The sequence below is a fragment of the Stenotrophomonas sp. Steno-Z4 genome (assembly GCF_056393145.1).
Window position 1 is genome coordinate 170,504 of the sequence record NZ_JBWJPC010000005.1, and the last position, 19,702, is coordinate 190,205.

General features: G+C 65.0%; 17 protein-coding genes. 14 read left to right on the forward strand and 3 right to left on the reverse strand.

Annotated features, from left to right (window positions below; translation table 11 throughout):
• The first annotated feature begins 175 nt into the window (after positions 1-175).
• Both AC06E7_RS13330 and maiA read left to right on the forward strand, forming a co-directional pair.
• The gene (locus AC06E7_RS13330; protein WP_478065039.1) at positions 176-1,165 is read left to right on the forward strand and encodes a fumarylacetoacetate hydrolase family protein; all 990 of its coding nucleotides are present in this window, start codon (positions 176-178) and stop codon (positions 1,163-1,165) included.
• A complete protein-coding gene (gene maiA / locus AC06E7_RS13335) occupies positions 1,162-1,830 on the forward strand; it encodes a maleylacetoacetate isomerase (RefSeq protein WP_478065121.1) in 669 nt (222 codons plus the stop codon). The genes AC06E7_RS13330 and maiA overlap by 4 nt, the downstream gene beginning before the upstream one ends.
• 34 nt (positions 1,831-1,864) lie before the next feature.
• On the opposite strand, the gene AC06E7_RS13340 is transcribed toward maiA, so the two are convergent.
• A complete protein-coding gene (locus tag AC06E7_RS13340) occupies positions 1,865-2,995 on the reverse strand; it encodes a PilT/PilU family type 4a pilus ATPase (RefSeq protein WP_068849022.1) in 1,131 nt (376 codons plus the stop codon).
• Between the two features lie 98 nt (positions 2,996-3,093).
• Here AC06E7_RS13340 and AC06E7_RS13345 point away from each other — a divergent pair, with 98 nt between their 5' ends.
• The 12 genes from AC06E7_RS13345 (at position 3,094) to AC06E7_RS13400 (ending at position 17,839) form a co-directional block, all read left to right on the forward strand.
• A complete protein-coding gene (locus AC06E7_RS13345; RefSeq protein WP_478065040.1) occupies positions 3,094-3,495 on the forward strand; it encodes a DUF4398 domain-containing protein in 402 nt (133 codons plus the stop codon).
• A complete protein-coding gene (locus AC06E7_RS13350; RefSeq protein ID WP_307107491.1) occupies positions 3,492-4,388 on the forward strand; it encodes an OmpA family protein in 897 nt (298 codons plus the stop codon). The genes AC06E7_RS13345 and AC06E7_RS13350 overlap by 4 nt, the downstream gene beginning before the upstream one ends.
• A 499-nt stretch (positions 4,389-4,887) precedes the next feature.
• Entirely contained in the window at positions 4,888-5,112 is a 225-nt protein-coding gene (locus tag AC06E7_RS13355) for an HP1242/YdcH family protein (protein ID WP_068849028.1), read from the forward strand.
• A gap of 210 nt (positions 5,113-5,322) precedes the next feature.
• Positions 5,323-6,693: a pyridoxal-phosphate dependent enzyme gene (locus AC06E7_RS13360; protein ID WP_068849030.1), complete on the forward strand. Its 1,371-nt coding sequence runs from the start codon at positions 5,323-5,325 to the stop codon at positions 6,691-6,693.
• A gap of 130 nt (positions 6,694-6,823) precedes the next feature.
• Complete coding sequence (locus AC06E7_RS13365) at positions 6,824-8,005, forward strand: cystathionine gamma-synthase (RefSeq protein ID WP_478065041.1); 1,182 nt, start codon at positions 6,824-6,826, stop codon at positions 8,003-8,005.
• Positions 8,006-8,074: 69 nt separating this feature from the next.
• Positions 8,075-8,863, forward strand: coding sequence for an ABC transporter permease (locus tag AC06E7_RS13370; protein ID WP_068849034.1), 789 nt, complete (start codon positions 8,075-8,077; stop codon positions 8,861-8,863).
• Positions 8,853-10,190: an ABC transporter ATP-binding protein gene (locus tag AC06E7_RS13375; RefSeq protein WP_068849036.1), complete on the forward strand. Its 1,338-nt coding sequence runs from the start codon at positions 8,853-8,855 to the stop codon at positions 10,188-10,190. Before AC06E7_RS13370 ends, AC06E7_RS13375 begins: the two co-directional genes overlap by 11 nt.
• On the forward strand, positions 10,180-10,938 hold the full coding sequence (locus tag AC06E7_RS13380; protein ID WP_068849037.1) for a class I SAM-dependent methyltransferase: 759 nt from the start codon (positions 10,180-10,182) through the stop codon (positions 10,936-10,938). The genes AC06E7_RS13375 and AC06E7_RS13380 overlap by 11 nt, the downstream gene beginning before the upstream one ends.
• Before the next feature lie 89 nt (positions 10,939-11,027).
• Complete coding sequence (locus AC06E7_RS13385; RefSeq protein ID WP_478065042.1) at positions 11,028-13,298, forward strand: glycosyltransferase; 2,271 nt, start codon at positions 11,028-11,030, stop codon at positions 13,296-13,298.
• Positions 13,295-14,161 carry a glycosyltransferase family protein gene (locus AC06E7_RS13390; RefSeq protein ID WP_068849040.1) on the forward strand — a complete coding sequence of 289 codons (867 nt, stop codon included), beginning with the start codon at positions 13,295-13,297 and terminating at the stop codon, positions 14,159-14,161. Before AC06E7_RS13385 ends, AC06E7_RS13390 begins: the two co-directional genes overlap by 4 nt.
• Before the next feature lie 101 nt (positions 14,162-14,262).
• A complete protein-coding gene (locus AC06E7_RS13395) occupies positions 14,263-15,306 on the forward strand; it encodes a hypothetical protein (protein WP_478065043.1) in 1,044 nt (347 codons plus the stop codon).
• A 46-nt stretch (positions 15,307-15,352) separates the two neighbouring features.
• Positions 15,353-17,839, forward strand: a complete 2,487-nt coding sequence (locus tag AC06E7_RS13400) for a hypothetical protein (RefSeq protein WP_478065044.1) — start codon at positions 15,353-15,355, stop codon at positions 17,837-17,839.
• 11 nt (positions 17,840-17,850) lie between these two features.
• Here the strand turns inward: AC06E7_RS13400 and AC06E7_RS13405 are convergent, their stop codons facing one another.
• A complete protein-coding gene (locus AC06E7_RS13405; RefSeq protein WP_068849046.1) occupies positions 17,851-18,843 on the reverse strand; it encodes a glycosyltransferase family 2 protein in 993 nt (330 codons plus the stop codon).
• A gap of 43 nt (positions 18,844-18,886) precedes the next feature.
• Complete coding sequence (locus AC06E7_RS13410) at positions 18,887-19,696, reverse strand: class I SAM-dependent methyltransferase (RefSeq protein WP_478065045.1); 810 nt, start codon at positions 19,694-19,696, stop codon at positions 18,887-18,889.
• Positions 19,697-19,702: the final 6 nt, after the last annotated feature.

Here is a 19,702-nt window from a genome sequence, read left to right on the forward strand (position 1 = left end):
TCCCCGGCGCCCGTAGCAATTCGTAGCGGCCGGCCCCAGCCGGACGACCTTGGCGAGCGACCACATCAGCATCATTCGGATGGTTTATGTTCGTTCTGCGGCACTGCGACTTGGCACGACCACGCATTTGGTTACACTCGAAACCTATTTCCTGCGATCCCCGGATATCCCACCCATGAAGCTTGGTTCTTTGAAGGAAGGCGGCCGCGACGGCACCCTGATCGTGGTCTCGCGTGACCTGCGCCATGGCGTGCGCGCCACCGGGATCGCCGCCACCCTGCAGCAGGCCCTGGAAGACTGGAGCCACCTGGCGCCGCGCCTGAACGCGTTGTACGAGTCGCTCAATGACGGCAGCGCCGATGGCGTGTTCGACATCGACCTGCAGGCACTGGCCGCGCCGCTGCCGCGCGCCTATGAATTCGTCGATGGCAGCGCCTACCTGCCGCACGTAGAGCGCGTGCGCCGCGCCCGTGGCGCCGAAGTGCCGGAAAGCTTCTACACCGACCCGCTGATGTACCAGGCCACCAGTGCCGGGTTCCATGGCCCGCGCGATGCCGTGAAGGTGATCAGCGAGGAGTACGGCATCGACCTGGAAGCCGAACTGGTGGTCATCACCGATGACGTGCCGATGGCGGTCACCGCCGAGCAGGCCGCCGGCCATATCCAGCTGGTCGGCCTGGTCAACGACGTCTCCCTGCGCAACCTGATCCCGGGCGAGCTGGCCAAGGGCTTCGGCTTCCTGCAGTCCAAGCCGCGTTCGGCGCTGTCGCCGGTGTTCGTCACGCCCGATGAGCTGGGCGACGCCTGGCAGGACAGCAAGGTGCACCTGCCGCTGGTCACCCACGTCAACGGCGCCTGGTTTGGCGCGCCGGAAGCCGGCGTGGACATGCAGTTCAACTTCGCCCAGCTCGTCGCGCACGCGGCCAGGACCCGCCCGCTGGGCGCCGGTGCCATCGTCGGTTCGGGCACCATCGCCAACGAGGACACCAGCAAGGGGGCCTCCTGCTTTGCCGAGCAGCGCACCGTGGAAACCCTGCGCGACGGCAAGCCGAGCACGCCGTTCATGTCGTTCGGCGACGTGGTCCGCATTGAAATGTTGGACGCCGCCGGCGAGAGCATCTTCGGCGCCATCGAACAGCGCATCGAACAGGCGGCACGGCCCTGAACATCCCGGCCGACCGCATCGAGCTGTTCAGCTACTGGCGCTCCAGCGCCGCCTACCGCGTGCGCATCGGTCTGAACCTCAAGGGCCTGGAACACCAGATCACCCCGGTGCACCTGGTCCGCGACGGCGGCCAGCAGCACAGCGAAGGGTATGCCGCGCTCAACCCGCAGGAGCTGGTGCCTACCCTGGTGCATGGGGACCTGGTGCTGCACCAGTCGATGGCGATCCTGGAATACCTCGACGAGGTGTTTGCGGAACCGCCGCTGCTGCCCGACGATGCCCCGGGCCGCGCCCGTGTGCGTGCGCTGGCACAGCTGGTGGCATGCGACCTGCACCCGCTCAACAACCTGCGCGTGATGCAGTTCTTCAGCGATACCTGGAACGTGCCGCAGACCGAGCGTGAGGACTGGACCCGGCACTGGATGACGGTCGGCTTCGATGCGATGGAACGGCTGCTGGTCGAGTCGGTGGACACCGGGCGCTTCTGCCACGGCGACACACCGACCCTGGCCGATTGCTGCCTGGTGCCGCAGCTGTTCAACGCCCGCCGCTTCAACGTGGATCTGGGCCCGTACCCGACCCTGGTGCGGATCGACGAGGCCTGCCTGGCCTTGCCGGCATTCGATGCGGCAAGGCCGGAAGTCCAGGCCGACGCGTCACCCTGAAACCGGGTACCGACCCACGGTCGGTACCTGCCGGTCAGAACCCGTGCGTGATCGCCGCCGGAGTCGCCGCCGAATAATCCGCGTACGGGTCATGCTCGCCGCTGCCGCCTTCGGACAGGCGGAACTTCAGGGCCAGGCCATCGCGCGAATCGGCTGCACGCAGCGCTTCTTCCTGCTCGATGATGCCGCCCTTGGCCATGCGGAACAGGCACTGGTCGAAACTCTCCATGCCTTCTTCCAGCGAGGCTTCCATCGCCGGCTTGATCTCGTGCACCTGGCCGCGGCGCAGCAGGTCGCGGATCATCGGCGTGTTGATCAACACTTCGGTGGCCGGCAGGCGGCGCCCATCCTGGCCCTTGACCAAGCGCTGGGAAATCACCGCGCGCAGGTTCAGCGAGAGGTTCATCAGCACGTTGCGGTGCGCGCTCTCGGGGAAGAAGTTGAGGATGCGCTCGATGGTCTGGTCGGCGTTGTTGGAGTGCAGCGTGGCCAGGCACAGGTGACCGGTTTCGGCGAAGGCGATGGCCGCCTCCATCGTTTCCGAATCGAGGATTTCGCCGATCAGGATCACGTCCGGCGCTTCACGCATCGCGTTCTTCAGCGCGTTGTGGAAGGCATGGGTATCCAGCCCGACCTCGCGCTGGTTGACGATCGACATCTTGTGCTTGTGCAGGTACTCGATCGGGTCCTCGATGGTGAGGATGTGCCCGGTCGTGGTGCTGTTGCGGTGGTCGATCATCGACGCCAACGAGGTCGATTTGCCCGAGCCGGTCGAGCCCACCACCAGCACCAGCCCGCGCGGGGTCATGATGACGTCCTTGAGGACCTGGGGCAGGTTGAGCTCTTCGATGCTGGGAATCTTGCTGCGGATGGCACGGATCACCATGCCGACCTCGCCGCGCTGCTTGAACACGTTGACGCGGAAGCGTCCCGCATCCGGCAGGGCGATGGCCATGTTGAGCTCAAGGTCGCGTTCGAACTGGGGTACCTGGCCCTCGTCCATCAGCGAATAGGCGATTTTCTTGACCATCCCGGGCGGCAGCCCGGTATTGCCCAGCGGGTACAGCTTGCCTTCGATCTTGATGTACACCGGGGCGCCGGTGGTCAAGAACATGTCCGAAGCGTTCTTTTCGGTCATCAGCTTCAGGAAATAGCCGATATCCATGCGAAATGTTTCCCCAACAATCGGCGACATGCCATTGCAAGCACGCCGCAGGCTTCCGACAATGGCCGCGCACCTACTTCAGGCGAACGGCACCCCCAATGAATCCTAGCTTCGCACAAATGCGGCGTACCCCGTATGTAGTTTTGACGAGTTGCGTGATGGCGTGCGCATTCACACTGGCCGGGCCGGCCCTGGCCCAGGACGGCGCGCTCGAGCTCATGCAGGCCCGCCAGGCCGTGGACAAGGCCACCCAGGCCGACGCCGACCAGTACGCCCCGGACCTGATCGCCGTGGCCCGCCAGGGCCTGGAACAGGCCCAGGCCGCAGCGGGCGACCGCCGCGAGCGCAAGAACGCCCCGGCCCTGGCCGTGCGCGCCACCGCCGATGCCGACCTGGCCCGCGCCCGCAGCGAGGAGGCCACCGCCACGGCCCAGCTGCAGCTGCGCCGCAACGAGGTGACCCAGCTCGAACGCCAGCTCGCCGGGGAGGACCGCCGATGAAGGCCGCTGCCCTGCGCATCCCGCCCCTGCTGCTGGCCATCGGCCTGGCCTTGTCGCCGCTGGCCGGCGCCGCCGAAGACCCGGCCGTGGCCCAGCTCACGCAGCGCCTGATGGCGATCCAGGCCAACCCGGACGCCGCCGAGCTGGCTGCCTATGAGCGCCTGCAGGCCCAGCAGGCCATCGCCGCGCTGGCCAATGCCAAGCGCCGCGACCTCGACCAGGCCCGCTACCTGGCCGACCGCCGGGTCGAAATCGCCGAAACCAGCGTGCGCGCCGCGCTGGCCAAGCGCGAAGTGGCCACCCTCGAGCGCACCCGCAGCGACCTGCTGATCGAAGCCAGCCGCCGCGATGCCCAGCGTGCCCGCCAGGAAAGCGAGCGGCTGCGCGTGCAGGCCCAGATCCAGGCCGAGGAGTCCGAACGCCTGCGCCTGGCCGCCGAGACCGAGGCGCTGGCCCGCCAGGACGCCGAAACCGCGCTGACCAGCGTGGCCGGCAAGCAGACCGCGCGGCTGAGCGCGGCCCAGCAGAACGCGGCCAAGCTGGCCCGCGAAGAAGCCGAGCTGGTCTCGGGCAACAAGCTGCCGGGGTCGAAGTTCGACAGCCGCGGCGAGGTGTTCACCTTCGCCGGCGATGCCTTTGCCAGCGGCAAGGGCGCGCTCTCGGGCGGGGCCAAGGGCCAGGCCAAGGCGCTGGCCGAGTACCTCAACATCGGCAAGAAGGGCCGGGTCCGGATCGAGGCCTACGATGCCGCCGCCGGGGTAGGGCAGCAGCGTGCCGAAGCCCTGCGCGATGCCCTGGTGGGGGCCGGCGTGAGCGCCAGCCGCCTGCAGGTCAGCGGCAAGAAGGCGGCGGCGACCAAGGCCCGCTCGGCCGAGGTCATCATCGCTCCTTGATCGCCGGTGTCATGACCAACGGTCATGACCTACCCGGTTGCCTCTGTCATGACCAACGGTCATGACCTACCTGGTTGCCTCTGCCATGACCAACGGTCATGACCTACCTGGTTGCATCCATTGGTAGGTCACGACCGTTGGTCGTGACCGCGTCAGAATGACGCAACCTCCTGTTTTTGTTTAAATTTCGTTGAAGTGCGTGTTCAGCCTGAACCCCGACTGGCGCGCACCGGCGATTTCAAACGAAACCCTTGAACCGGCCCTTGGGCAGGCGTAGGGTCGATTGTCCGGGTGGCCTTCCGCGACCCGGACGATTGGAGGGCCGGGCCGATGCATCGAGGGCACGAACCAGAGCAGTCTGCAGGCTGGGCAATCCCGGTCGTGCGCCTGGGTTCTGCCTTGATCGCGGTGGATGCCGGCGCTCCTCCCGAAGCAACGCCCCGTGCCTTACCGGCCGGGGCGTTCTTGTTTGTGCTGTAGACGCGATAGGAGGTTCATCATGTTTGAAGGTCAGCCCCAGAGTGAAATCGACGCACGCCGCAAGAGCGATCCGGAATTCAAAGAGCTTTACGAACGGCACCAGAAGTTGAACAAGAAGTGTATGGATGCCGCGTTGGGCGTGAATCCGGTAGGCGACCTCACTCTGGGCCAGTTGAAGCGTGAGAAGCTTCTCACCAAGCAGCGCCTGCTGCGCATGTACGAGTCTTCCTCCCCCGTGCACTAAGGCCTGATCGTGCCGGCCCATGCCCGGCACCTGCCGCTGAACCTGCCGGCCCAGCGCCGGCACCGCCAAACGCCGCGGGCGGCGTCCGTCTCCTCGTCGACGGGCGCCGTCCGCGTCGCTCTTTTGGGGCCAGGGATGCATGGCGTGTCTCTACCATCTGTCGGATAATCGGGGGTCCGGCCGCCCTGCGGCGCGAATCGATGTGACCCGATGGCAATCCACTCCTCCGTACTCGACCTCATTGGCAAGACCCCGATCGTCAAGGCCCAGCGCCTGGACACCGGTGTCTGCGAGCTGTACCTGAAGCTCGAAAGCGCCAATCCCGGGGGATCCATCAAGGACCGCATTGGCCTGTCGATGATCGAGGCGGCGGAACAGCGCGGCGATCTCAAGCCGGGTGCGACGCTGGTGGAAGGCACGGCGGGCAATACCGGCCTGGGCCTGGCCCTGGTCGCCCAGCAGAAGGGGTACAAGCTCATCCTGGTCGTACCGGACAAGATGAGCCGCGAGAAGATCTTCAACCTCAAGGCGATGGGCGCCGAAGTCCGGCTGACCCGTTCGGACGTGGCCAAGGGCCACCCCGAGTACTACCAGGACATGGCCAAGCGCGTGGCCGAGGAAACCCCCGGCGCGTACTTCATCAACCAGTTCGGCAACCCGGACAACCCGGCCGCGCACGAATTCGGCACCGGCCCGGAAATCCTGGAACAGATGGACGGCGACCTGGATGCCATCGTGTTCGGCTGCGGCAGCTCCGGCACCATGACCGGCCTGTCGCGCGCCTTCTCCACCCTGTCGCCGAAGACCGAGCTGGTGCTGGCCGACCCGGTTGGCTCGATCCTGGCCGAATACATCAATGACGGCGTGCTCAACGACAAGTCCGGCAGCTGGCTGGTGGAAGGCATCGGCGAGGACTTCCTGCCCTCGATCGCCGATTTCAGCCGGGTCACCAAGGCCTATGCCATCACCGACGCCGAAAGCTTCCACACCGCGCGCGAGCTGCTGGGCAAGGAAGGCGTGCTCGGCGGCTCCTCCACCGGCACCCTGCTGGCGGCGGCGCTGAAGTACTGCAAGGAGCAGACCACCCCGAAGAAGGTGCTGGTGCTGGTCTGCGACACCGGTAACAAGTACCTCTCCAAGATGTACAACGACTACTGGATGCTGGACAACGGCTTCCTGGAGCGCCCGCAGACCGGCGACCTGCGCGACCTGATCCTGCGCCCGTACGGCCAGCGCGACACCGTGGTGATCGGCCCGAACGACCTGCTGACCACCGCTTACCAGCGCATGAAGCTGTATGACGTGTCGCAGCTGCCGGTGATGGATGGCGACCAGCTGGTCGGCATCGTCGACGAAAGCGACGTGCTGCTGCATGTGTACGGGGACGAGTCGCGGTTCCGCGACAAGGTCTCCACCGCCATGGTCAGCAAGCTGGACCGGCTGGACGTGAAATCGCCGATCGAAGCCCTGCTGCCGGTGTTCGACCGCGGCCAGGTGGCCATCATCATGGATGGTGGCAGCTTCCTGGGGCTGATTACCCGGATCGACCTGCTGAATTACCTGCGTCGTCGCGTCCAATAAGGGCACGATGGCCGACGTTCGGCTCTGAACCTGCGTTTATTAGCGTCAACGGCTGATTAAGCCGGCGCTGATAGACTTCCGCTCCATTTAGTGTGGGCCCCGTCTGGGGCTCTCAATCGCTGGGAATCCCATGTCCGATCCTGCAGCCTCCGGGCACTCCAAGCGCCAGCTCGCTCTCGCCACGCTCGCCATCCATGGTGGGCAGTCGCCCGACCCGAGCACCGGCGCGGTGATGCCGCCGATCTACGCCACTTCCACGTACGCCCAGTCCAGCCCCGGCGAACACCAGGGCTTCGAGTACTCGCGTACGCACAACCCGACCCGCTTCGCCTATGAGCGTTGCGTGGCCTCGTTGGAAGGTGGCACCCGCGGCTACGCCTTCGCCTCGGGCATGGCCGCCACCTCGACGGTGATGGAGCTGCTGGACGCTGGCAGCCACGTGGTGGCGATGGATGACATCTATGGCGGCACCTTCCGCCTGTTCGAGCGCGTGCGCAAGCGCACCGCCGGGCTGCAGTTCGGCTTCGTCGACCTGACCGACCTGGCCGCCTTCGAGGCGGCGATCACGCCGCAGACGAAGATGGTCTGGATCGAAACCCCGACCAACCCGATGCTGAAGATCGTGGACATTGCCGCGGTCGCGGCCATCGCCAAGCGCCATGGCCTGATCGTGGTGGTGGACAACACGTTCGCCTCGCCGATGCTGCAGCGCCCGCTGATGATGGGCGCGGATATCGTGCTGCACTCGGCCACCAAGTACCTCAATGGCCACTCGGACATGGTCGGTGGCATGGTGGTGGTCGGCGACAACGCCCCGCTGGCCGAGCAGATGGCCTTCCTGCAGAACTCCATCGGCGCGGTGCAGGGGCCATTTGACAGCTTCCTCGCGCTGCGTGGTCTGAAGACCCTGCCGCTGCGCATGAAGGCGCACTGCGCCAATGCGCTGGCCCTGGCCCAGTGGCTGGAAAAGCACCCGGCCATTGAAAAGGTGATCTACCCGGGCCTGCTGAGCCACCCGCAGCATGAACTGGCCACGCGCCAGATGAACGGCTACGGCGGCATCGTGTCGATCGTGCTCAAGGGTGGATTCGAGGCGGCCAAGCGGTTCTGCGAGAAGACCGAGCTGTTCACCCTGGCCGAATCGCTGGGCGGGGTGGAGAGCCTGGTGAACCATCCTGCGGTGATGACCCATGCCTCCATTCCGGTGGAGCGCCGCGAGCAGCTGGGCATCAGCGATGCGCTGGTGCGGTTGAGCGTGGGCGTGGAGGAACTGGGGGATCTGCAGGTGGATCTGGAAGAGGCATTGGGCTGAGATGAGCAGCATGAAGCTGACCGGGACGTCGGTAAGCGTGTTGAATCAGGATATGGGAGTTGGAATCTGATGACGGGTGCATTGCTCAGGAGCCTGGAGCTTTTCTGGGCGCTTTCAAAGCGTGAGGTCGCGTCGCGCTTCAAGGGGTCGTATGGCGGCCTGTCGTGGTATGTCATCCAGAACCTGCTTCTGTTGACCCTGTATTCGTTCGTGTTTGGCACGTTGTTCAAGAGCCGCTGGTCCTCGGGCGATCATATCCAGGGCAATTTCACCATCGCCCTGTTCATTGGCCTGATCGTGTTCAACACGTTCGCGGAGTGCATCACGCGTGCGCCGACGTTGATTCTGGCGAACGCGAACTATGTGAAGAAGGTGGTCTTTCCGCTTGAGGTGCTGCCTGCGGTCACGTTGGCAACGGCGCTGTTCAATGCGGTCATCGCGTTCCTGGTGTTGATCGTGGTCGCGTTCATCCTCAAGGCTCCGCTGCACTGGGAGGGCTTGTGGATTCCGGTGATCATGGCCCCGCTGGTTCTGTTCACGCTGGGCGCTGCGTGGTTCCTTGCCGCGCTGGGCACCTATATCCGCGATATCAACCAGATGGTCACCCTGCTGATCAGTGCCTTCATGTTCCTTTCCCCGCTGTTCTACCAGATCACGGCATTGCCCAAGGCGGTACAGACATGGGTGATGTTCAACCCACTCACCATTCCGATGCAGGAAAGCCGGGGTGCGTTGATGTTCGGCGAAACGCCGGACTTCGGGTTGCTGTCGATCTACCTGGGCGTGGCGATCCTGGCTGCGGTGTCGGGTTATTCCTTCTTCCAGAAGGCGCGCGGAGGCTTTGCTGATGTCCTCTGAAGAAATCTCGATCCGCGCCAGCGGCGTATCCAAGTGCTACCACATGTACGACAAGCCGGTTCACCGCTTGTGGCAGTCGGTGCTTGGCTCGCGCAAGCGCCTGTACCGCGAATTCTGGGCCCTGCAGAACGTCGATTTCGCGATCGCCAAAGGCACCACCTTCGGCGTGATCGGCAAGAACGGCTCGGGCAAGTCAACCCTGCTGCAGATTGTCTGTGGAACGCTTGAGGCGACCACCGGCACGGTGGAGAGGACCGGCAAGGTGGCCGCGCTGCTGGAGCTGGGTGCCGGCTTCAATCCGGAATTCACCGGGCGCCAGAATGCGATCCTCAGCGGTGGTATCTATGGCCTGACCACGGCGGAGATCACCGAGCGGCTGCCTTCGATCATCGAGTTCGCGGAAATCGGCGAGTTCATCGATCGGCCGGTCAAGACCTACTCCAGCGGCATGTTCGTGCGCCTGGCCTTCTCCGTCATCACCCATGTCGACGCCGACATCCTGGTCATCGACGAGGCGCTGGCGGTGGGCGACGCGCAGTTCACCCAGAAGTGCATGCGCTGGCTGCGCGAATTCAAGGCGCGTGGCACCCTGGTCTTCGTCAGCCACGACAGCGGCGCGGTGCGAAGCCTTTGCGACCAGGCCATGTGGATCGACCACGGCCACGTGATGGCCATTGGTGATGCCAAATCCGTTACCGAAAAGTACCTGGCCTCGCTGTTCAACCAGTCCCAGGCCGCGCCGGCTGCCGACCACGCCGTGCGCGATGTGCTCGGCGCCGCCGATTGGCGTGACCAGCGCAAGAGCATGATCAATGCCAGTGGCCTGCGAAATGACATCCAGGTCTTCCACTTCGATCCGCAGGGCGCCTCGTTCGGCGTCGGCGGCGTGAAGTTGACCCAGGTGGTGCTGGAGGACAGCGAGCAGCGCCCGCTGTCGTGGGTGGTGGGTGGGGAGATGGTTTCGCTGGTCATCCAGGCGCGGGCGAGCGCCGAGATCGCCCAGCCGATTGTCGGCTTCTTCCTCAAGGACAAGCATGGCCAGACCCTGTTCGGCGACAACACCTACCTGACCTATCTGGATTCGCCTCCTGGCGTCAGCCGCGACCAGGTCTTCCGCGCCGTGTTCACTTTCCCGATGCCGGTGCTGCCGGTGGGCGACTACGCTTTCGACGTGGCCATTGCCAGCGGCACCCAGGTGGACCACCAGCAGTTGTACTGGGGCCACGATGTGCTGATCGTGCGCTCGGTTTCCACCAGCGTCTCGACCGGCCTGGTGGGTGTTCCGATGCTTGAGATCGGTATCGAGGTGGGCTCCGATGAGCATTGAAGAACGGCAGTCGCCGTATGATTACGCCTTCGACCCCGATGGTGGGAGTACCGCCGCGCGGATCGCCAGGCTGGTCGGTGTGGACCACCGGGTACTGGAGCTGGGGTGCGGCTACGGCGTGATTTCCCGACAGCTCAGCCAGGCCCAGCGGTGCCGGGTGACGGGCGTGGAGATCGACGCCGCCAGCGCTGAACGCGCGCGGCCGTGGCTGGACCGCCTGTACGTGGGCAACCTGGAGGATCAGCAGTGGCAGGCGGCAGTTGCCGATGCCTATGACGTCATCGTCTCGGCCGACGTGATCGAGCACCTGCGGGATCCGGAAGAAACGCTGCGCCAGCTGGTTCCGATGCTGGCACCGGGCGGACAGGTGGTCATTTCCTTCCCCAATGCCGGGCATGCCGGCATTATTGCTGCGCTTCTTGCCGGGCGGTTCGATTACACGCCTACCGGCCTGCTGGACGAGACGCACCTGCGTTTCTTCACCTGGAATTCGATGGAGCGCATGCTCAATCGCGTCGGTCTGGAGGTCACCCATCGCGAAACGGTGGATGCCGGCGGCTGGCACGAGCAGTTCACCGAGTACTGGCAGGTGCTTCCGGAGCCTTTGAGGGTCCTTTTCAACGGTCACCCCACGGCGAACGTTTTCCAGTATGTGCTGAAGGCGCGCGTGAGCGCGGCGCCAAGGATTCTCGACGTTCCAGATGAAGCGGCACTGCAAGCGTGGCGCGACGCGGCCGCCGCCTGCTGAAGCCGGACGCCGGTGGCCATCGCCGCGGGCGTCCCGCCGATGACCAGACATGAATGACCCCTCCTGATCCAGCGTTCTCGGAATTCCTTATGCCGGCTCCCGACGTTAGCGTCATCATTCCCTCGTACAACCACGCCCGCTTCATCGAAGAAGCGGCGCGTTCGGTGCTGTCCCAGGAGGACGTGCAGGTTGAACTGATCGTCATCGATGACGGCTCATCGGATGACTCGGTGGAACGCATGCAGCGGTTGGCAGCGGAAGATGCACGCGTCAGCGTGCACACCCAGCCCAATGGCGGTTCGCATTCGGCGATCAACCATGGGCTCTCGCGGGCCACCGCCCCGTGGCTGGCCATTCTCAATTCGGATGACATCTGGCATCCCAGCCGCCTGAAGCGGATGCTGGCGGCCGCGGAAGAAAGCGGTGACAACTTCCTGTTCAGCGACTCCCAGCTGATCGATGCCGACGGTGCCGAGATCAACGATGCGGCGCATTGGTGGAACTTCAGCACCGAACGCATGCGCGAGCGCGTGCGGACGCATGGCGTGGCCGATGGACTGCTGTACGGCAACCTGACCGTTTCAACGTCCAATTTCCTGTTCCGTCGAGAGCTCCTGACGAAGGTGGGAACGTTCCATCGTTTCCGTTACAACCTGGACTGGGATTATGTGCTGCGCTGCGTAGACGAAAAGGGCGTGCGCGTCGGGTTCGTCGACGAGCGTCTGCTTCGCTATCGCCTGCACGGCAACAACGCGATCCTGAGCGGCATGCCCGGCGCGGCGGTCGAGGCGCAGCTGATCACCCGGCAGGTGTACAGGCGGCGCCTGCGCGCCCCGGAAAGCCTGCTGCTGAGCCACCACCGGCATGATCGGCTGCTGCGCCGCTACCTGCAGGGGCAGATCCGCAACTATCGTGCTTCGTTCGAGGCCGTGGAAGAAGATCGCGACGGCCTGGCTGCGCTGATCAACCAGCGCCAGGAGATGGTCGAGGCCGAGCGCGCCGAAGCCAAACGGGTGCAGGCCCAGTACCGGGCGGAGCTGCAGGCATGCGAAGCCGGCGCCGCCAGCACCCAGGCAGCGCTCCGGGCCGAAATCCTGGCCAAGGAGCAGCAGAGTGCGCTCCAGGAGCAGGCGCTGCGGGAGCAGTCCGAGCGCGAACTGGCCGCCCTGCGTGAGCGCGCCGAAGGCGAGCTGGCCAGCCAACGAGAGCATGCCGAAGGCGAACTGGCCAGCCAGCGCGAGCAGGCCGAGCGGGAACTGACGAGCCAGCGCGAGCGCTCGGAGCAGGCGCTGCTGGAGCAGCGCGAAGCGGCAGGACGGGAGCTGCGGGCCGTGGTGGTCGAGAGCCTCGAAGTGCAGGCGCAGCTGCAGCGGTCCTATGCGTCGGGCATCCACGCGCGGGTGCAGCGCGACCAGGCCCGGTGCCGTGAGGTGCGGATGCTGGATCACCTCGAGGGGCGCGACCGGGTCGGTCGGCCGCCTGACAGCCGATCGCGTGCCTTCATCCAGCGGGTCATGCGCGCAGTGCGCAGCCAGCGCCGGATCAATGAATCCATCAATTTCCTCTCGGGCGGCATGCCGGTGGGCAGTGTCCGCGTGCTTCCCCGCGACCCGATGCCGATGGCCCCGATGGAGCCGAGAATCGCCGCGCACCTGCATGTCTATTATCTGGATCTCGCGCCGGAGCTGATCGCCGATGCGCTTCGCATTCCGGGTCTGGAGCGGGTCGTCATCACCGGGCCGTGGAGCCGGGAGGACATGGCTCAGGCACTGGTCCCCATTGTGGACCGGGGTATCGACCTGCGCGTGCTGGTCGTACCCAATCGCGGCAAGGATGTCGGCGGACTGGTCGCGGCCATTCAGCAAGGGGCCCTGCTGGATTCGGATCTTGTGCTGAAACTGCACTCCAAGAAGAGTCATAATGCCGAGACATATTTCCAGGCTATTTCCGCATTGTTTGGTACCGAAATCCGCGATGGTGAGCAATGGCGGCGAGAGCTGATCCAGCCGCTCGCCGGCAGCGCGTGGCAGATCAATACGATTCTCAAGCTGTTCAATGATGATCCGGCGATCGGCATGGTCGGCGCGCGTCCATTCATCACCAATGTCGGTGATGCCAATGCCGCTCTCAGCCAGGCAGTGTATGAAAGGTTCGGCGTTCCCCAGGGTCTGCCGTTCGTAGCGGGAACGATGTTCTGGGTACGCAGTTCGGTGCTCAGGCCGCTGCTGGACCTGCTCAGCCTTGACGAGTTCAGTCTGGACAGCAGGGAAGTTGAAGGAGGGCTGGAGCACATCATGGAGCGCCTGCTGGGCGCCCTGGTGCTGGCTGATGGATATGACGTCTATGGAGTTGACGTATGAGTTCGCTGTGCAACAAGACCGTTCCGGTCTTCATTATCTCGTTCAACCGGGTGGCCTATATCCGCCAGGTGATCGATCGACTGGAGTCGCTGGATTTCCAGAACATCACCATTATTGACAATGCGTCGACCTACGAGCCCCTGAAGGATTATCTCGGGCAGTCGCCGCACAATGTCGTGCGCTTGACCGAAAACCTTGGCCACCTGGCCTTGTGGAAGTCGGGTCGGTTCCAGAAGATCATCGAGCGTGAGAAGTTCATCCTCAATGACAGCGACGTGGTTCCCGCCGACGATTGCCCTGCCGACATCACCAGCCATCTCGACGAGATGCTGGAACGCTACCCGCGCCATACCAAGGCTGGACTGTCACTACGGATCAACGATCTTCCCGACCACTATGCATTCAAACAGGAAGTGCTGGAGTGGGAGGCGCCGTTCTGGGTGAATCTCCTCGATGACGGCAACTACGAGAGCGCCCTGGACACCACCTTCGCGTTGTATCGGCCGGGCGTGGACTGCTCGGAGGAGCGCTGGTGGCGATCGATCCGGGCAGCGCCTCCCTATTCGGCACTGCACCTTCCCTGGTACCAGGACACCTCCGTGATGAGCGAGGAGGACCGGTTCTACCAGCGTGCCGTGGCCGGCATCTCCAGCCAGTGGAGCATCACCGATCCGGTCCTGCTGAAGAAGCAGAACACCGAGCTGCAGCATGAAATTGCCGCGCTCAAGCGTACAATCAGCGAGCTCCGTGGCCAGTCCATGCCAGTGGGCTCCCCGGCGTGGCGCAATACCGTCCGGACCACTCTTGGCGCCACCGGCCTGCTGCCGCTGGTGCGCCGCCTTCGCGACACTATGAAGAAGTGACCACCATGATCGAATGTATTTTCACGTCCATCAACAATGGCTACCTGCCCAAGGCGCGCATTCTTGCCGCCTCCGTGCGGCGCCATCACCCTGAGGCCCAAATGGCCCTGATGTTGAGCGACCACAAGGATCCGGCGCTGGACTATTCGGACTTCGACATTGTCCTCACCCCCGAAGACGTGGTGGAAGGGGTCGGCGATCTGCAGTCGTGGTTGTTCGACCACACCGTGGTGGAGCTGTGCACGGCGGTCAAGCCGTTTGCCTTCTCGCATCTGTTCAAGCAGTACGGGTTCGCCAACGTCGTCTACCAGGATCCAGACACCGTGCTGTATGCGCGCATGGAAGAGCTGGAGCAGCAGATGGTCACGCATCCGATCATCCTCACGCCCCATGTATCGGTTCCCGCCGTGGATACCGACGACCTGCACGACGGTGAAATGCTGGGCTGCCTGCGTCATGGCGTGTTCAACCTGGGCTTCCTGGCGCTGACGCGCGTGGGTGAAGGCCCGGCATTCCTGCAGTGGTGGCAGGACCGCTGCCGCGATTACTGCTTCGACGACAACCAGCGTGGCCTGTTCACCGACCAGAAGTGGGTCGATCTGGCGCCGTGCTTCTTCCAGACGCTGGGCATCATGCGTGTTCCGTCGTACAACGTGGCCACCTGGAACCTGTACTACCGCCAGGTCAGCACCCGCGCCGATGGCACGATCGTGGTCAACGGAAGCCACCCGCTGCGCTTCTACCACTTCTCCGGCTTCGACATCGGCACGCACGAGCACATGCTCGGCAAGCACGATGCCGGCAACGCCACGCTGCTGGAAATGACCCGGTGGTACTCCAGCGAGCTGGAGCGGTTGAAGAATCCCGCTGGCCTGCCGGACAAATACGGTGTGTTCGCCAACGGCAGGAAAATCCCGGCCGATTGGCGCCGTTACTACCGCAGCCAGCCGGCGCTGAAGCGGATGATTCCGCACCCGTACGACCAGTATGAAGCGGTGATCGCCCACTTCGATTCGGCGCCGGATGAGATCGCGCTGAACCCATCGTACTCCGCACTGGAACGTTTCGTCCGCCGCAGCCCGGGGTTGGCGTCGCTGGTCCGCGCCGTGGTTCCCGCATCGGTGATCCGGCGACTCCGCGGCTGAGTGGCGGCGGCCGGGGGGGCATGCAATGGGTGGGGGACGCTGGAGCATGATCGACAGGCAGCGGCGCTGCTGGGGCGTGGCGGCCGCCATCGCCTTTTTCGTTGCGGTCGGGATGGCCGTGCTGGGCGCCAACCCCTTCGCGCAGCAGACCGTTGGACCCTACGACCTGCTGGTTGCCTCCAAGGGGTGGTCGCAGGAACACGGTCCGGTAGAGGTTCGCAACGGCGAGCGGACCGACGTTCTCGATGCCATGGTGCCGCGTTGGATGTTCGCCCGTGGCGAACTTCGGCAGGGGCGGGTTCCCCTGTGGAACCCATTGCCCGGCGGTGGGGAGCCCGGCATCCACAACCTGGCAAGTTCGCAACTGACTCCGGCGTTCGCTATTTTCGCTGCCGCGCCCAGCGCGTCCAGCGGCTTCTACTTCGCCACCCTGTTCAATCTGGTCATGGCTGGCCTCGGCGCATGGTTCTGGCTGCGGCGGTCGCTGGGTACGCTGCCCGCCCTGTTTGGCGGCGTCACGGTGATGCTGTGCGGTTTCCATGCCGCTTGGCTCTACTGGCCACACGTGAGTACCTCGGTGTGGGTGTGCTGGTTGCTGTGGTCGGTGGAAGGCTGGTGGAACCGCCCGGGCGCATGGCGCTTTGCGGCGATGTCCCTGCTCACCACCTTGTTGCTGCTCGGCGGATTTCCATTCGTGGCGCAGCTCGGCCTCGGCGCGGCAGTGCTGTACGCACTGGTGTTGTGGCGCATGGCGCCCCAGCCGGGCAACCGTCGCCTGGCTGGCATGTTCGGCGCGCTTGCGCTGGGTGCTGGCCTTGCAGCCATTCCCCTGATCGCCCTGGCCACGTGGCTGGCCCATATCGACACCGCCGCGCGGACGGGGGGAAGCCCGCTGCGTCTGCTGACCGATGCGGTGCGGCTGCTGCCGCACATCGCCCGCCAGAGCCCGCAGGTCGAATCGCACATGTACGTGGGCGGCCTCGGCCTGCTGCTGGCGGCGGCCGCACTGCTCCGCTGGATCAGGCCCCGTCGGCTCGAGCCGGTGCTGGTACTGGCCAGCCTGCTGCTGGTGATCTCATCGGTGCTGGTGTTCCAGCTCATTCCGCCCGCATGGCTCGGCAGGGTTCCGGGGCTGGGTGGCAATGGCTGGGCGCGCGGCATCCTGCTGCTGGATATCGCGTTGGCCGCGCTGGCCGCGAGCGCACTGGCCCTGCTGCTGCGCCGGATCCAGCGCCCCTGGATGGCGCTGCTGCTGACCGTCCCGCTGCTGGTGGTGCAGGTGGTGGACCTTGGCACGATGTTCCGCCGCTTCAACGGACCCGTGCCGGCCGCGTTGATGTTCCCGCCCACCCGGCAGATTGCCCAGGTGCAGGCCGGCCTCCCGCCGTTCACCTACGTCATTGCGGACGGGAATTACCTCGTCAGCGGGACGCTCGGGGCCTATGGCGTGCCGGAATGGTACGGGCATGGCTTCAAGGCCGCCGCGGTGAAACGGTTGCTGGCACAGGCGGTGCGCGACCCGTTCACCACGCCTACGGCGTCCATCATCGGCGCCGATGCCATCCAGCTGGACAGCCCGGCCATACGCGCCATGGCCGTGAAGTACGTGCTGGGCGACGAGCGGCTGCTGGCCCAGGCGTGGGTGCCGGAGTATCCGGCCGGGCCTGCGCCCATGGAGGCCCTTCCCGCGCTGGGAACCGCTGCGTGGAGCCAGTCCGTGGACCTGCCTGCCCACTTCACCCTGTCCGATGCCGAGCTGCGCCTGGCCACCTACGGCGGCAGTGGCCTGCATGGCAGCGTGACCTTGAGCCTGCTCGATCCGGAGAAACCGGGTTCGGTCCTTGCAGAAGCCACCCTGCCGGCCGGTTCGATCGTGGACGGGGAGATGGCGCGTTTTCATTTCTCCCCGGCGGTGACGCCTGCGCAGCAGCGCGTTGTGCTGACCCTCCGCCATGAGGGTGCGGCCGCGAACGAAAACATCACGGCGTGGTACCGGCCTGGCGGGGCCGCCAACTGCGCGTTGCAGGTCGAGCCTGCGCGTGCGCCGGGCTGCCTCATCCTGCGGATACTGCCCGAGGACCCCGGGCTTGCAGGCTGGGCGGTGGCAGCGCAGGCGCCAGGCCTGGTGCTGCTGGAAAACAGGGATGCACCGGCCGGTGCCTATTTCCTGGACTCGCTGGATCAAGCGCCTGCGGCGCACGCTGCCGAAGCGGTACGGGTGCAGGGCAACTTCTCGGACGGGTGGACCCTGCAGTACACCGGCAGCCGTTCCGGATACGTGGTACTGCCGATGGCGGCATCCGAATCGTGGGAATTTTCCGTGGATGGCAACCGGGCTCAACCGCAGCAGTACTTCGGCACGTTGCCGGCGATTGCCGTTCAACCCGGCGCTGTCATCACGGCGCGCTACCAGCCGCGTGCGTTGATCGTCGGTGGCTGGATCATGCTGGGATCGGTCCTGCTGCTGATCGCCGTGATGCTGGCTCTTCGGCGGCGACGGCAGGCCGACACGGGTAGTGCACCGGGCGCCTGATCGCCGGCGTGCTACTCCAGCTGTTCCAGCCGGTGTTCGACCTGGCGGACGTGGCGTAGGATCCGCTCGGACAGCTTGCGGTTGGTCGCTATCAGGTCGGAGATCAACCCGATGGTGAACATGATGGCGGCCAGTGTCAGGCAGAACGCGCTGAACACTACGGACTGGACATGGCCGCCGCCTTCGCCGATGGCGTAGAACCAGGCAAAGCGCAGGCCGCCGACCAGTCCCAGCAGAAGCGGAACCGCACCGAGCAGGGAAAACACCAGCAACGGGCGGTAAATCATCAATACCCGGGCGATGGTGACCAGCGAACGCACCACGTACGACGCGATGCTCTTGACCAGGCGGGAGGGGCGCAGGTCTGCATTGGTCCGGATTGGAACCGACGCCACCACCAGGCCGCTCAGGCCTGCCTGGATGATCGTTTCCAGCGTGTAGGTGTAGCCGCCGAAGACGTTGATACGGATCGCTGCCTCGCGCGAGATCGCGCGGAACCCGCTGGGTGCGTCATGCACATCGGTCTGGCTGGCCATGCGTACCGCCCAGCTGCCGATTCGCTGCAGCTTCTTCTTGATCAACGAGAAATGCTCGGTCTCATCGATGGGACGCGCGCCGATCACCATGTCGGCGCGGTGCTCGAGGATGGGCTGGGTCAGCAGCGGAATGTCGTCGGCGCAGTACTGGTTGTCCGCATCGGTGTTGACGATCACATCGGCGCCCAGGCACAACGCCGCCTCAAGTCCGGACATGAAGGCGGTGGCCAGGCCACGGTTCACGGGGTGGCGCACGATATGGTCCACGCCCAGACGCAGCGCCAGCTCGGAGGTGCCATCGGTGGACCCGTCATCGATGATGAGGATCTTGACCTCGTCAAAGCCCGGCACCTGACGCGGAAGTGCATCGATGGCAATCTTCAGGGTGGCTGCTTCGTTGAGGCAGGGAATCTGGATGACGAGCACCTTCTTCCGGAGTGCCCCAGGGGCTGCAGTGTGAAGTTTCATCGGGTGAGTGCCATGTCGGAGGGAGGTGCAGGGTGCATCGGGATCAGGCCTGGCGTTTGCGGACGACCGCCACCAGGTTGAGCGAGGGCGACAACCCTGCCGCGATGCGGACCGGACCCGGCGCAAAGACGGCAGGATCGGTCGGCGTTCCAGCCGCCGGTCGTGCCTTGAAGCGGTGCACCAGGTTGAGCAGGCCAACGCGCAAGGCGCGTGGGTAGAAAGGCAGGGTGAATGGCAGGCTGAGCCACATCATCCGCCGGCAGCGGCGCAGTTCGATGCCGATGGTGGCGGCATCGCCGCCCATCCCGAGAATGCGCACGTCATCGAACTGCTGGACCAGCTGCTGTCGCAGCGAGCGCTCGCTGTATTCGCGCAGGTGCCAGCGGTTCCAGGGCTGCTGCAGGGGAAGCAGTCGCGTGGAACGATCCGGCGTCACCAGCAACAGGGTTCCGCCCGGGACGAGAACGCGGGCAACCTCCTGCAGGTAGCGCTGCTCATGTTCGACGTGCTCGAAGACCTGAAACGAGAGCACGGTGTCGAATGAGGCATCGGCGAACGGCAGTCCGCCGTCGGCGGTGACGTGCTGGAAGTCCAGGTTGTCCGTTCCATGTCGTTCCGCGGCATACGCCACTGCATCCGCGGCAACATCAACGCCGGTGACATGCTGTGCCGACCGGGCGATCATGGCCGAGCCGTAGCCGCTGCCACAGCCGAAATCCAACACCCGCCTTCCGCGCGTGTACGCTTCGGCGAACCGATAGGTTTCGACATGAAGATGGTAGATCAGTCGGTCCTCGGCGGTCGCCTGGTAGTCATCGACCATCATCCGTTCGCCGGTTGGTTCCAGTTGCACAGCGCT

Excerpts from the sequence above, each read along its gene's own strand:
- AC06E7_RS13330 (WP_478065039.1), top strand. The coding sequence starts at position 176 with ATGAAGCTTGGTTCTTTGAAGGAAGGCGGCCGCGACGGCACCCTGATC.
- AC06E7_RS13340 (WP_068849022.1), bottom strand. The coding sequence starts at position 2,995 with ATGGATATCGGCTATTTCCTGAAGCTGATGACCGAAAAGAACGCTTCG.
- AC06E7_RS13345 (WP_478065040.1), top strand. The coding sequence starts at position 3,094 with ATGAATCCTAGCTTCGCACAAATGCGGCGTACCCCGTATGTAGTTTTG.
- AC06E7_RS13350 (WP_307107491.1), top strand. The coding sequence starts at position 3,492 with ATGAAGGCCGCTGCCCTGCGCATCCCGCCCCTGCTGCTGGCCATCGGC.
- AC06E7_RS13355 (WP_068849028.1), top strand. The coding sequence starts at position 4,888 with ATGTTTGAAGGTCAGCCCCAGAGTGAAATCGACGCACGCCGCAAGAGC.
- AC06E7_RS13360 (WP_068849030.1), top strand. The coding sequence starts at position 5,323 with ATGGCAATCCACTCCTCCGTACTCGACCTCATTGGCAAGACCCCGATC.
- AC06E7_RS13365 (WP_478065041.1), top strand. The coding sequence starts at position 6,824 with ATGTCCGATCCTGCAGCCTCCGGGCACTCCAAGCGCCAGCTCGCTCTC.
- AC06E7_RS13370 (WP_068849034.1), top strand. The coding sequence starts at position 8,075 with ATGACGGGTGCATTGCTCAGGAGCCTGGAGCTTTTCTGGGCGCTTTCA.
- AC06E7_RS13375 (WP_068849036.1), top strand. The coding sequence starts at position 8,853 with ATGTCCTCTGAAGAAATCTCGATCCGCGCCAGCGGCGTATCCAAGTGC.
- AC06E7_RS13380 (WP_068849037.1), top strand. The coding sequence starts at position 10,180 with ATGAGCATTGAAGAACGGCAGTCGCCGTATGATTACGCCTTCGACCCC.
- AC06E7_RS13385 (WP_478065042.1), top strand. The coding sequence starts at position 11,028 with ATGCCGGCTCCCGACGTTAGCGTCATCATTCCCTCGTACAACCACGCC.
- AC06E7_RS13390 (WP_068849040.1), top strand. The coding sequence starts at position 13,295 with ATGAGTTCGCTGTGCAACAAGACCGTTCCGGTCTTCATTATCTCGTTC.
- AC06E7_RS13395 (WP_478065043.1), top strand. The coding sequence starts at position 14,263 with ATGGCCCTGATGTTGAGCGACCACAAGGATCCGGCGCTGGACTATTCG.
- AC06E7_RS13400 (WP_478065044.1), top strand. The coding sequence starts at position 15,353 with ATGATCGACAGGCAGCGGCGCTGCTGGGGCGTGGCGGCCGCCATCGCC.
- AC06E7_RS13405 (WP_068849046.1), bottom strand. The coding sequence starts at position 18,843 with ATGAAACTTCACACTGCAGCCCCTGGGGCACTCCGGAAGAAGGTGCTC.